The sequence below is a fragment of the Providencia sp. PROV040 genome (assembly GCF_032706145.1).
In the GTDB taxonomy this organism is placed as follows: domain Bacteria; phylum Pseudomonadota; class Gammaproteobacteria; order Enterobacterales; family Enterobacteriaceae; genus Providencia; species Providencia hangzhouensis.
On sequence record NZ_CP120530.1, the window covers coordinates 4,190,054 to 4,203,672 of the forward strand.

Consider the following 13,619-nt stretch of genomic DNA (forward strand, 5'->3'; position numbering starts at 1 on the left):
AACATGATGTTTGCAATCAAAATTAAAGGTAATAAAAAAGAACGTTATCCATGGGTTCTTTTAAGTTTTGTCGTTATATTTTTTGGCATTATATTGCATATTTATCTGCCGAATATGGGCGGAACAGGTTTGTCATTACCATTCAATATAATTAGTAGTTTTTTTATTGCTTTTTTTATTGTAGTGGTTAGTTTTACACAAATTAAAAATTCAAGCTTATATTACTCTAAGTCGAGTAATTATATTACGATTGGATTGGTCTTATTATTAGGCTTGTGTTTTTTTGCGCCTAAAGATTACCAGTTTAATGCATACTTGACAGCATATTGGTTATTGGGCGCGTTATTTTTTTATCAAGCTTTACTGCAAATAAATATTTCAGAAACTGTATTGAAAATAATTGTTTGCAGTATATTATTTTCTGCTATTGTTGAGAGCCTATTTTCAATAGCACAAATTTTTAATTTTTTTCCGATATCAGGGGATAGGCCATATGGCGTATTCCAACAAGTTAATGTTCTCTCTAGTTTTATTTGTGTTGGCATTGCCAGTGCAATAGGTATGTTTATTTTAATGAGAACTGTCACATGGTATACGTCAGCCATTATCATTGTGAGTCTCGTTTTAATGAGCGTGGTATTGCCATTGTCTCAATCATTAACTGGATATTTAAATTTATTATTAATTGTTATTGTTTTTTATTTTTTTGCAAAGTATCATCGTAAATATATTTTTTATTCTTTAATATCGATTGTTATCGGTCTTATTATTGGCTATGGAATAAAAATTGGTTTTAATATTTCTGACTTTTCTGAAAGTAAATTACAGACATCGCACATTAGATGGGTGTTATGGCAGCATAGTTTATATTTATTTAGTGAAAATATTTTATTTGGTACGGGTGTTGGTAGTTTTGAATCTGTATTTTTAGAGCGCTTTGGTGGTGGGTTACTTGGAACCAGTGAAAGGGTCATATCACATCCACATAATGAGATATTACGTTGGATGGTTGAAGGTGGGGTAGTTGGCATTGCTGCGATATTGTTAGTTATTATTGGTAGTGGGTATCTACTTTATTCTTCATTAAAAAATAAAAATAATAATTATGTTTTTTTAGTTATTGCGTTACCAATTGTTTTTCATATGATGACAGAGTTTCCATTGTGGCTATCAATACCTCATGGGGTGGTATTGATACTACTAATACGTTGTGCCGATATTCCAACTAAAAAATATCATTTAAATAAAATTGTAGGGTATTGTTCGAAAACAATTATTGCGTTAGGTGGTTTGTTATCCATGGGGTTGCTGTATTTTACTTTGCAAACGCAGCAATATTTAACGTATATCGAAAAAACAGGGCAACAGTTTCTTCTTTCTATGAATGAGCCCGATTATAGTGAGTGGAAATATTACTTAATCAATGATCGTTATAAATTGGATCTCAATATGGGGCATTTGTTACGCTATAACGAGACACAGAACCCCTATTACTTGAATTTATTTTCGTCTTGGGCAGAAAACTATTCTCGTTCTTGCCCAGATATTAATGTTTATTTTTCTTGGATCCTTGTTTTAAATGAATTAGGTGAGAAAGAGAAAGCAAAAAGCGTCAAAGGAAAAGCGATTTTTTTATTTGATAATAATGAGAAATTAGAAGGGTTGAATTTTTAATTATTCACGTGGTAATTCGTGTGTTAATTAAAAATCTAAAGGATTTATTGGTGTTAATTATCAATAAATAGGGCGTTTTATTAATTAAAATCTATATTAAAGGAAATAACATGAAAAAGTTAAATGCTATCGAAGCTGCTGCTGTAGTTGGTGGAACAAAACAAGTTTGTACTGATTCTTACGAGAGCATCACTGTTGGTGGTGTTAAATCTTGCCAATTAGTAACGACTTGTACTGATAAGCACGGTAACAAAACATACAAAGCGAAAGCTGTTGGTGCATCAAACTGTGATGTAACAGCTCCATAGTATTAAATTTAATTTTTATTAATTGATACATGGGGAGTTATCCCCATGTATTTTTCGTACCTGAATGGAATTAACTGTTATGAATACTCGTTTTAAACCAATAACTATCACACTTTATACTCTATTTGTTATTATCGCTTCTTCACTCATGACGGTTTTGTTCTATCATATTTTTGTTTTTAATACTTTCTCAAATGATGATGCACAAGGCTCTTCTTTTATTGAATTTAATAGTGGACAAGTTCTGTTGAGTCCAATAAAAGAAAATAATAGCATCATAGAAGTCCTTTCTTATGGTTGCCATTATTGTGCAGTAAATCATGACAATGTCAGCCAATTCGAAAAAGCACTCCCTGAGAATGTCAACTTTAAAGTCGTTCATTTAGCCATGGATAATAATATGGGGCTGGCTGCCTATGCGCCTATTTTTGCGACATTGGAAGAGATGGGGGTGGAATCTCAATTACGTCAGGATCTTTATACTGCCGTTATCAACGATAAGCTTGATTTAGCTAATAAAGATGTCTTAAACCAATGGTTAAAACGGCACAATATTGATTCAATCCAATACCTAAAAACCAGTGAAAGCCAAGCCGTTCAAGAACGTCTAAAAAATATGCTTGAAATTAGCAAATTTTATCAAATTACTGGAACACCTGCCTTTATTATCAATAAACGCTATGTTGTTTACCAAGACCGTGATTTTGCAGACTTTACTGCCTATATGCTTGAGTTATTAGATAAAAGTAATAAGGAGTTACGGTGATCCGGTTTTTCATTGTCTGGACGGTATTTACAGCGAAAAACTGTTTGATGCCGTTTAAAAAAGGATATCAAAAACTCAATCATAGTGGACTTGCCTTTTTACGGTTGTTATTGCGCCGAGGCTATATCACATCGGTATTATTTGTTTCTAATTTATTATGTCGTGTAGGTTTATTAGGTCGTCAATATCGTAATCGGAATAAAGTCGCCACGGAAAACTTTCGTAGTTTAATGGAAACGAAAGGGCATATTAATATGGGCTGGATAACCGTTCGACGCTTCATTTTGGAAGAGGCAGCCACATGGGGACAAAACCAAAAAATCATGGCGCAAGTTCGAGTTTGTACACTTGAACTTGATAGCGTCGTTGCGCCCTTACACCAACAAAATAAACCCGTTGTACTTGCTCCGTTGCATATGGTTTCTGATGTTTTAGCCACCATGGTTGGGGCGGGGGTGACTCCTGGGAATGCGACGGTGGTGGTTTCGTCGAGCGCAGAGCAGCAAAAGTATAACGCTTCGGCACGTGAGTTAGGCCAGGTGAATTTATCTTATTGTTCTATTCATCAGGGAAATAAAGTATTAGCTAGCCAATTAATGACTGCGATGACAGAAACGGCGGCAGGGCAAAAAAATATGATTGTTTTCCCTGATATTACCCCTGATTACACGGTTCAAACAGAGGAAGGGGCGTCGAGCAAATTATCGTGCCATTTATTTAACCGTGCAGCAAAGCTACACAATGGTGTCGTGCGTTTGTCTAGTGCGATTTCGGCACAGGTAGTTTTTTATCATCTGTACTACCAAAACGGTTTACAAATCAAAGTTTATCCGCCTGTTGCAGCAAAAGACGTTGCAACTCAAATGCCAGCCATCATTGAAAATGCGGTTCGTCATTATCCCAATGATTGGCTTTTATGGCATAGCCATTCACTTTATTTTATTAGCCATTAAATAATAATGAAAAATATTATTCCAAATTTTGTTTCTCAAGAAGAAACCAATGAATGTGGCTTAGCATGTATTGCGATGTTAGCACAAACCCAAGGTCTCAACGTTTCTCTTGAAACTCTGCGAGAGGTCTATCCAGCATCGGATCATGGAACTTCTTTGATTGACCTTTCGTCCATTTTAGCCAATTACGGTATTGCGACGACACCGGTGTTATTTGAGCACCAAGAGCTCAATAGTTTACCACTTCCCGCTATTTTACATTACGGAGCAAGCCATTTTGTGCTGCTTGCTTATCGCAAGGGAAATAACGTGTGTGTGATGAACCCTGCAATTGGGCAGCAGTGGCTACCTTTCTCTGCATTAAAAGCGGAAATCAGCGGTTATGCATTAATTTTAGAACCGGATACCGCGCTGGAAAAAATTGAATCATTAGCACCGGAAGACAAAAATGATGGGGCAGGGAAAAAAGCCCCTCATGCAATGAGCCTGAAAGAAACCTCAGAGATTCGCGGTGTTTATTGGTTGATGATATTCGCTTTTTTGGTTTCTTTAACGCTATTTTTAATGCCAGCCATGGTGAGCAATGCAATCAACCAAGCCTTTTCCGACGCCAAAAATGCCATTTTCCCTTATGGCTGGTTTATTGTTGCCTTTGTGGCTGCAACACTATTAGCCCTTGGTGTGAGAATGCTGAGTGAGAGATTCGTAAAACACTTTGTGTTGATTAAAAGTGGGGTTGGTTTCTCTCGTTTATTGAGTAATCCATTGCGATTTTTTGAAAAACGCGCACCCGGGGATGTTTTTAGCCGTTTTGTCGCTTGGCAGGGGGCATTAACCGAAAAAATTGAGCTGGATAACGGGCTAAGAACGGATTGGGTTATTTGTGCGATAGCATTAGGTACCATGTTTTGGATTGCACCCGTATTAGCGGCTATTTCAGCTGCGGGTGTTACCGTGATGGGCTTAATTAGCGTATGGGCGATTATTCGTGATCGGTGGTATACCCAGCAGTTACAGCTAAAATCGGCAGAATTAAATGACTTTTTTATGGAGACGCTGCAAGGCATTCTGACCATAAAAACAGCAGGGATAGAAAATCAGCGTAAGGCGCAATTTGCATGGCTAAGCCGTGAATTGTTTACCTGTATACAACGCAGAAATGTGTATCAACAAATTAAAGATGGCATCTATCAATTAACTGGTAGTTTGGAGATGGTCATTTTTATGTTGGTGGTTTTACCCATGGTGGCCAATGAGTTAATTTCGTTGGGGGATTTCTTTGCTTATAGTTTCTTGCGTCAAATTTTTACCAATTATGTGACGCGTATTTTTTATGCGATTATACATAAGTCGCAACTGCATATTATTGATACACGCGCCCATTCTTTATTCCCTAAGAAAAGCGAGCAGGACACCGCACCATTCCACGAAAAACAAACCTCAGTACAAGGAAAAGCACCACACTTATCTTTCAAGGGGATCCATTTCAGTTATGACCCTGCAAAACCGATTTTAAATAATGTGTCATTAGACTTACCTTCAGGCACGCAGGTTGCCATTGTTGGGGAGTCAGGGGCAGGAAAAAGCACGTTATTACGTACCATTGCGGGTTTATTCAGCCCACAGCAAGGAGTATGCGAATCCAATGGTGAAGCCGTCAGTGTGCAGCAGCTTACGCAATTGGTTTGCTTGCAAAGCCAAGAAGATATTTTATTTAATGCGACCGTCTTAGATAACATTACGCTATTTGACCCTAACTTCCGCGAAAAAGATAAAAAAAGAGTCGAAGTGCTGCTTGATAAATTGGCACTCGGCGCAGTGATTACTCAATTACCTGGTGGGGTTAATGCGTTAATAAGAGAAAGCCATGCGGCGCTGTCACTTGGGCAACGTCAACGTTTGTTATTGGCTCGTTCGTTGTACAGTGCCCGCCCTATTTTGTTATTGGATGAGCCCACCGCCAATTTGGATGAAGAAACGGCGAAAATAGTCATGGCAACCATTCAGTCACATTGCCAGAAAACAGGTAAAACATTGATTGTTGTCACTCACAGTGAAGAGTTGGCGGCTAATTTCGATGCACTTTACCGAATCGTGGATGGGGAATTAAGTCTTGAGAACAGCACCAATAAAGCCCCTTGTGTCACAGCAGGCACGCCTCAATCTGAACCTTCTTTGTTAGCGACAATGGAAGGAACTTCCTTATGACCTCCCGCCACGTAGCACCAAAATTGGGTTTAACGACCCAACGATTACGCACTTTAGGTGGGTTAGTGGCATTGCTTGTGCTGGTCGTGGTGATCGGCCGTTTTGTGTGGCAATCACCCGCCCCAGCATTGCATGAAAACGTAATTTTATCGGTGGAACGTGGCGATATTGAAAAAGTCGTCATGGTAACGGGGACATTAAAGCCCTCAATGCAAGTTAACGTAGGTGCTCAGGTTAACGGGCAAATCAGAAAATTATATGTAAAACAAGGCGACAAAGTGGTTAAAGGGGAGTTGTTAGCAGAAATCGACCCAACTATCCAGCAGTCTGAGCTCAAAAATGCAACCGCCCGGTTATCCAGTGCTCAGGCGCAAAAACGGGCTGCGGAAGCAACTTTAATACAGTACATCAAAGCCTATCGGCGTCAGGTAGTGATGCAGCGAGATGGTTCTGGTATTCGCAGTGAATATGAACAAGCGCAAGCACAATATGAGGCGCAATTACAGCAGGTTAATGTCAATGAGGCGTTAATCACACAATCAGAAATGGATGTACAAACTGCACAAGCTAACCTCAATTTTACACGAATCATCGCGCCGATTAGTGGCGAAGTACTGGGTATTGTGGCGAACGAAGGGCAAACCATCGTTTCTTCACAGACGGCACCGACCATTTTAGTGTTGGCGAACCTAGATAAAATGCAGGTTCAGACACGAATCTCGGAAGCAGATATTCAAAAAATCCACCCAGGCCAACCCCTCACATTCTATGTGATTGCGGACCCTGAAACGCACTACGAAAGTACGATGGGATATGTTCAACCCATTCCCCCCGAAGCACTTGATGAAAGTAATAATAATTCTGGGGGGCAACAGAACAGTGCAATTTATTACAACGGAACGTTCGAGGTTGATAACGCCGATCGTGCATTAAAGACATCAATGACAGCGCAAGTATTTATTCGTGTTGCACAAGCGAAAGATGCTTTACGACTCCCCGTTAGTGCTCTGGGGCGAGCTGTAGGTGCAAATCAATATGAAGTGACCGTGATCAACAATGAAAAACCGGAAACTCGCACCATCAAAGTGGGGATTAATGATCGCCATTTCGTCGAAGTACTTGAGGGCATTAGCGAGGGCGAACAAGTTGTTATTCAATCAGATAATGTGGCGAGTTAATGATGGCGACGACACGAAATGTATCTTTTACCCGTCCTCTGATTGAACTTCATCATGTTTACCGTGAGTTTTCAGCCGGTACGCAAACTATTCCTGTTTTGAATGATATTTCGCTATCAATTAACCAAGGGGAAATGGTCGCTATTATTGGCGCATCAGGTTCAGGTAAGTCGACTCTGATGAACATCATTGGTTGTTTAGATAAGCCTTCTCAAGGAGAAGTGTTGATCAATGGGATTGCGGTTCATGAGGTGAATAGCGATCAGTTGGCAGAATTACGTAGCCAATATCTTGGGTTTATTTTTCAGCGTTATCACCTAATGCCCTACCTGACTGCAGAAGAAAATATTGCGATCCCAGCTTTATATACGGCGATGCCAGAAGATGAGCGGAGCGCTCGAGTTGCTTTATTAGCAGAAAAGTTAGGGTTACAAACGCGCTTGGATCACAAACCTTATCAATTATCTGGTGGGCAACAGCAGCGTGTCAGTGTCTGTCGCGCCTTGGTTAATGGTGCGCAAATCATTCTTGCGGATGAACCTACAGGGGCATTAGATAGCGCTAGTGGCCACGCATTGATGGATATTTTACACCAACTTCATCTCGATGGTCACACTGTTGTGATTGTGACCCACGATAAAAATATCGCTCAGCAAACTCAGCGAATTATTGAAATTAGTGATGGAAAAATTGTTTCTGATAAGCAGAACCAAGCTCAGACAGACACAAAACAACGGAACCAGCTTCCTTCTGTTGAAGATAATGGCCGTGCATCGGTGTGGCGCAATATTATTGAGTCTATTCGTATGGCATGGCGGGCCTTACTCGGTCATCGCATGCGTGCATTTTTGTCGATGTTGGGAATTATCATCGGTATTTCTTCTGTGGTGTCATCAATGGCCGTGGGGGAAGGGGCAAGACGCTCCATCATGGATGAAATTGGGAAGCTTGGCAGCACGACTCTGGAAATTCGCCCTGGTACTGGGTGGGGGGCTAAGCGGCCTGATATGGAGCGTGCATTATCGTTAAATGATGTTAAAAGTCTAAAGCAGTTGCCATGGATTGAGTCTGTTTCCCCCGTCGCGAGCAGCATGACGATGGTCGTTAATAAAGGCTTGGATAACTCCATCATGCTTAATGGCGTTTCAGAAGAGTATTTTGCGGCACAAGGGTTTCAGCTTTTACATGGCAGTTTCTTCAGTACGCTCGATATGGCAGACAGCGAGCCCGTTATTGTGTTGGATGAAGGAAGTCGAGAGGTACTTTTTCAGCCAGAAGAAGAGCCGTTAGGGCAAATTGTGCAGATTGGTCATTCACCATGGCGAATTATTGGTATTGCCCGTAAACCGGGGCCCAAAATGTCGAGTGGCTTTGTTATGGGGTGGGTTCCTTACTCATCGTTACAGCAACGTGTGGTCGGGGACAAACCCATTGAATTTATTTCGTTGCGCTTCCCTGAAAACTTAACTTCTCAACAAGCTGAATTACAGGTTGAGCGTTTGTTATTACGCGAACATGGTAAAAAGGACTTTTTTATTGAGTCGGATGACCAGCTCGCAAATGCATTACAAAAAACATCCGACTCAATGTCATTACTGATCACTTCGATTGCCGCTATTTCCTTATTGGTTGGGGGCGTTGGGGTGATGAATATCATGTTGGTTTCTGTGACGGAACGAACTCATGAAATCGGGATCCGCCTTTCCGTCGGAGCGCGTCCTCAAGATATTATGAACCAATTTTTGATAGAAGCCGTGATGATTTGTTCGCTTGGCGGGTTAATTGGTATTGTCGGTGCATGGTTAGCGGGGTGGGTTTTCTCTTATTTTACCACTGAATTTACGATGGTATTTACCCTGTTCCCCGTTTTATTAGCGTGCGGTTTCTCCGCTCTAATTGGTTTGGTTTTTGGTTATTTTCCTGCTCGTCGGGCTGCCAAACTCAACCCAACGGAGGCATTGGCACGCGAATGAATATCAAATCACTTTATATTATTTCTGCTTTATTTTTGCTAAATGGTTGCGGCAGTTTTACGCGTACGGAATACCAACGCCCTGAGCTCACTTTGCCACAGCAGTGGGATGATAAAATACGCCAATCCGGTGCAAATGACGTGATGACATCAGTTCAGGCATTGAACCTAACTGAAAATTGGTGGGATAACTTTAAAGATCCTCTGTTATCCCAACTGATCAATCAGGTATTAGAAAATAATAATGATTTAGCCACAGCGGCAATTAAATTAAAGCTGGCGCGAAGTACGGCCGGGTTAGCAAATACCAATATAACCCCAGATTTCTCCCTTGGGGGCTCAGCAAGTAATACAAAATCTATACGTCATGGAACCTCCCCCCAAGAGAGTTATAGCTCAAATCTAACTTTAAATTATGAAATCGATTTATGGGGAAAACTGGCACGTATTCGTGAAAAGAATGAGTGGGAAGCAATAGCAACCGAACAGGATTACCATGCAACAGCATTAGTGGTTATTAATACGACTGCACAATTATATTGGAATATTGCACTGTTAAATCAACAGATTGATAACCTGATTGCGAGCCAAAAGATTGCAGAAAAAAGCCAGCAGCAAATTAAGTCATGGTATTTAGCAGGAAAAGTTAGCCAGCTGGATTTCTTACAATCACAGCAAACTGTGATTAGTCGAAAAAATGAATTACGACGGCTCATTAAAGAACGTGACAGCTCCCGTAATGCATTAGCGCTATTGTTAAACCGCCCTGCAGAACAACATGTGCGTGAGCTCACCGCACTTAATCGAAATCAACGGATTGAAATTCTTAACGCGACACCGTTGGCCGTATTAGCACAGCGGCCGGATATTCAAGCCGCCGAGTCACGTTTACGTTCCGCGCTTGCTGATTCTGACGCTGCTAAATTGAGCTTCTACCCGACACTGTCTTTGCAAGGTGCGCTTAATGCGGGTAGCCAGCTGTTTTCTCAATGGTTTAGTGACCCGACACGGGTTGTTGGGGGTTCGATTTCTTTGCCATTTATTCAGTGGAATACGGTGAAATTGACCATTGAACAATCCGACTTACAAGTGCAACAAGCGGCGGTGGCATTTCGTAGTGCGGCTTATACCGCCTTGTCAGAAGTCGATAATGCGATGGAAGCCCGTTTTGCTGCGGATGAAATTCGTCAGCAATTACAACAGTCATTATCACTTAGCCAGCAGCGGCTAAAGCTAACCAGCAGCCGTTACCGAGCAGGTGCCGTGGATTATCAAACACTGCTTAATGCGCAAGATGACCTTTTAACTATTGAAAATTCATTAGCTCAAAATCAATACGATTATCTTTATGCAACGCTACAGCTTTGGTTAGCACAAGGTGGCGGTAGCGCCCAACAGGAGGACAACCCATTATGAACCAAAAATCTCACTTTAAGCGCGTTGTTGTCACAGGTTATGGGGCTGTCACTCCTTTGGGGGATACGGCTTCAGCATGTTGGCAAGCGATTATGGATAAAAAGCTCGGTTATCGTTACGTTGATAAAACTGCACAAAATATCCACAGCCATTTTTTAGGGCTTATTGATAATGAACCCAGCTTAAAAGGGGTTCCTGCGGCTATTCGTCGTCGTTTACCACGCCATACGCGTTTAGCCTTGGGGGCAGCGCGAGAAGCCATGGATATGGCCTTCGCAGGCACGCTATTAACTGATTTTTATGACCCACTGATGTGCGGTGTCATTATGGGAACAGGATGGGCAGGGCTTGATGAAAGTTATATGTCAGTCAGTGAATTCGAAGCGACAGGGATGACCTCGCCTTTCAACTGTTTTTATGCAATGCCAAATGTGACAACGGCGGCTTGCAGCCAGTTTTGGAACTTGCGTGGATATCAAAACACGACCATCGCGGCTTGTGCGACAGGCACTATTGCGATTGGTGATGCTTTTGAAGCGATTCGTCATGGACGAGCCGATATGATGCTAGCTGGTGCAGGAGAGTCCTTGCGGACAGATTGTGCTGTATGGAATATCGATGTTCTTGGTGCTTTAACACGTGAAGCGGAAGACCCGACTCGTGCCAGTTGCCCATTTAGCGCAGACCGTAGTGGTTTTGTCCTTTCTGAAGGTGCGGCCGTGTTGTGTTTAGAAGAGCGTGAGAGCGCTATTTCTCGTGGGGCCACCATTTTGGGCGAGATTACGGGGTATGCAAATTTTTCTGATGCCTTTGATTTTACATCACCAGCAGAAGATTGTGTTGCTCGGGTGAAAACTATTGAAATGGCTTTACAACAAGCGGGAGCCGCTCCTGAATCTCTCGATTATATCAATGCCCATGGGACCTCAACAGCTCTTAATGACTTAAATGAAACAGAATCATTGAAAAAGGCATTAGGTGCGGCAGCTTATCAAATCCCAATATCTAGCACCAAATCCTATACCGGACATTTAATTGCCGCTGCTGGTAGCTTTGAAACCATTATTTGCTTGCAAGCGATGGCACATGGCGTGATGCCCGCAACCGCTAATTTACATCACTCGGACCCGCAATGTGACCTCGATTATATCCCTAACGAACACCGTATTGGTGAAGTTAAGCGTACACTAAACCTGAGTTTTGGCTTCGGTGGGGCAAACGCGGCACTGATTTTAGAGAAAGCGTTATGAGAACGTTACGTTATACCCTTGAGGATGCAAAACAGTGGGCATCATTTTCTGGTGATGATAACCCGATTCATTTCGACCTTGAATGGGTCAAAGCGAAGGGTGGAGATCAACTGAGTGTGCATGGCATGCGTGCACTACTCGATGTGAAACAATTCGCGAGTGAGTCATTAAATCACCCATTATTGGCTTCACAAGAGGTTGTCGACTCTGAGTTTATCAAATGTGTTGTACGGTTACGCAATCCGCTATGGAACGATAAAGATTATCAATTAGTTGCACGAAATAAAGCGGGATCGGTGGCTTTACTCTCTTCTGATGAGCAACAAAACTGTTTAACTTGCCAATTGTCGCTCACCCCTCCACCGGTATTACATGAAATCGCGAATGAAATAATGATTTCGACCGCAGAGATGGTGAAATTGCAGTCAATATTTTCTCAGTTTTCCAACGAAATGTATGAATGGCAGTTTATTGACGCAGTTTTGTTCTGGTACTTAATTCATGATAGCTCGTTATTTGAACAACAAGAGATCGCACAATGGCTGCCGGTCGGCTCAACATTGAAAGATATTTTTTGCCGTTATCCTATCGTACAAACCCACCAAGAGGTGGTGTTTGACCGTGAACTTCTAACGAAATGGGCTCCTATCACCTCTCCTGAGCCTATTTACCTACGTATTTTGCCGGCCTTAGTGATCGCGGATAGTGAGAGTGGTCGATTAGTGAGTATTAGTATCGCTGCCCGCTACAGAGAAAAAATAATAAATAATTCAATAACATTGAAAGTTAATTCAATAACTCAATAAGAATGCAAGGATAAAACAAATGAGCCAATATCAAGAAATTTATATCAAAATTAGTGACATGATCTGTGATGCAAAAGATTTAGAAGCAGAAGAGTTGAATGCGGAGATGACTTTAGTCCAGTTAGAGTTCGATAGCTTAGATTATGTTGAACTTATGGTGCTTGTTAAACGTGACTTTAATGTTGCTTTAGATGCGGAATTTTTCCTAGAACATCCAGAAATTTCGGTGAAAGCGCTGTGTGAACATATTGATAAGGAGTCGAAATCTTAAAATGGCAAATAATCAATGGATACTCGTGACGGGAGGAAGCCGGGGAATTGGGCTCGCACTAGTTAGTGAATTGCGACGCCACTGGAATGTGGTTTTTACTGGGCGTAGCGTTGATGGCGTTAATGAAACACAAGCGAATCTTGAAAACCCCAATTTAGATACATGGGTGAAAGGATCCCCGTGTGATGGTAAGAATGAAGTACAAGTTGACGCGCTTTCTAGCTCGTTATTGGAACAATTTGGGGCTCCTACGGCTATTATTCATAATGCAGGTATCACTAGGGACGCCTTACATATTCATCAAGATGCTGAAATCTGGCGAGATGTGCTAGAGAATAACGTCATTTCCGTGATGAATTGGCACCGTAAATTATTACCTGCAATGTTGATGGCGGGGAGCGGCTCAATCGTATTGATGTCATCAATTACTGGGTTAAAAGGCAATATTGGCCAAACAGCTTATGCGGCGAGTAAATCAGCGATGATGGGGTTGACGCGTTCATTGGCTCATGAAGTTGGGCGTTTTGGGTTACGTGTGAATTGTATTGCTCCGGGGCTTATTGATAGTGATATGACCCGTGCAATGCCTGAGGCTAAATTAAAAGCTATGTGCCAAAACATCCCGTTACGCCGCTTAGGGCAACCCCAAGAAGTGGCAGAGCTAGTTGAATTTTTGATTGGCAATAGCAGCCAGTACCTAACAGGTCAAACATTGGTCTTAGATGGTGGATTAACGGCGTAATTGCCCGTTTTAAGTGCTGTTAGCAGAACAAATATTCACTCGATAATTCATATTTTATATTTCCCCTTAAACGTT

The 13,619-nt window shown here is 41.6% G+C and carries 12 protein-coding genes; all 12 read left to right on the forward strand.

Going from position 1 to position 13,619, the window contains the following annotated elements:
* Window positions 1-3 precede the first annotated feature (3 nt).
* The 12 genes from P3L40_RS19535 to P3L40_RS19590 all read left to right on the forward strand — a co-directional run bounded on the left by P3L40_RS19535 (window position 4) and on the right by P3L40_RS19590 (window position 13,544).
* Window positions 4-1,674 (forward strand): O-antigen ligase family protein, encoded by a 1,671-nt coding sequence (locus P3L40_RS19535; RefSeq protein ID WP_210853042.1) that lies wholly within the window; start codon window positions 4-6, stop codon window positions 1,672-1,674.
* Window positions 1,675-1,784: 110 nt separating this feature from the next.
* Entirely contained in the window at window positions 1,785-1,982 is a 198-nt protein-coding gene (locus tag P3L40_RS19540) for a DUF4762 family protein (RefSeq protein WP_004259555.1), read from the forward strand.
* 79 nt (window positions 1,983-2,061) lie between these two features.
* Complete coding sequence (locus P3L40_RS19545) at window positions 2,062-2,748, forward strand: thiol:disulfide interchange protein DsbA/DsbL (RefSeq protein WP_228677409.1); 687 nt, start codon at window positions 2,062-2,064, stop codon at window positions 2,746-2,748.
* Window positions 2,745-3,701 (forward strand): ABC transporter, encoded by a 957-nt coding sequence (locus P3L40_RS19550; RefSeq protein WP_096865076.1) that lies wholly within the window; start codon window positions 2,745-2,747, stop codon window positions 3,699-3,701. Before P3L40_RS19545 ends, P3L40_RS19550 begins: the two co-directional genes overlap by 4 nt.
* A 6-nt stretch (window positions 3,702-3,707) precedes the next feature.
* Window positions 3,708-5,909, forward strand: coding sequence for a peptidase domain-containing ABC transporter (locus P3L40_RS19555; protein ID WP_210853044.1), 2,202 nt, complete (start codon window positions 3,708-3,710; stop codon window positions 5,907-5,909).
* Entirely contained in the window at window positions 5,906-7,087 is a 1,182-nt protein-coding gene (locus tag P3L40_RS19560) for an efflux RND transporter periplasmic adaptor subunit (RefSeq protein WP_004259542.1), read from the forward strand. The genes P3L40_RS19555 and P3L40_RS19560 overlap by 4 nt, the downstream gene beginning before the upstream one ends.
* A complete protein-coding gene (locus P3L40_RS19565; RefSeq protein WP_094962370.1) occupies window positions 7,087-9,060 on the forward strand; it encodes an ABC transporter permease in 1,974 nt (657 codons plus the stop codon). Before P3L40_RS19560 ends, P3L40_RS19565 begins: the two co-directional genes overlap by 1 nt.
* 2 nt (window positions 9,061-9,062) lie before the next feature.
* Complete coding sequence (locus P3L40_RS19570; protein WP_036958244.1) at window positions 9,063-10,475, forward strand: efflux transporter outer membrane subunit; 1,413 nt, start codon at window positions 9,063-9,065, stop codon at window positions 10,473-10,475.
* Window positions 10,472-11,725, forward strand: a complete 1,254-nt coding sequence (locus P3L40_RS19575; RefSeq protein ID WP_210853046.1) for a beta-ketoacyl-[acyl-carrier-protein] synthase family protein — start codon at window positions 10,472-10,474, stop codon at window positions 11,723-11,725. The genes P3L40_RS19570 and P3L40_RS19575 overlap by 4 nt, the downstream gene beginning before the upstream one ends.
* Window positions 11,722-12,531, forward strand: a complete 810-nt coding sequence (locus P3L40_RS19580; RefSeq protein ID WP_210853048.1) for a MaoC family dehydratase — start codon at window positions 11,722-11,724, stop codon at window positions 12,529-12,531. The genes P3L40_RS19575 and P3L40_RS19580 overlap by 4 nt, the downstream gene beginning before the upstream one ends.
* A 19-nt stretch (window positions 12,532-12,550) precedes the next feature.
* Entirely contained in the window at window positions 12,551-12,802 is a 252-nt protein-coding gene (locus tag P3L40_RS19585) for an acyl carrier protein (protein WP_004259523.1), read from the forward strand.
* Window position 12,803: 1 nt separating this feature from the next.
* Entirely contained in the window at window positions 12,804-13,544 is a 741-nt protein-coding gene (locus P3L40_RS19590) for an SDR family NAD(P)-dependent oxidoreductase (protein ID WP_136134254.1), read from the forward strand.
* Window positions 13,545-13,619: the final 75 nt, after the last annotated feature.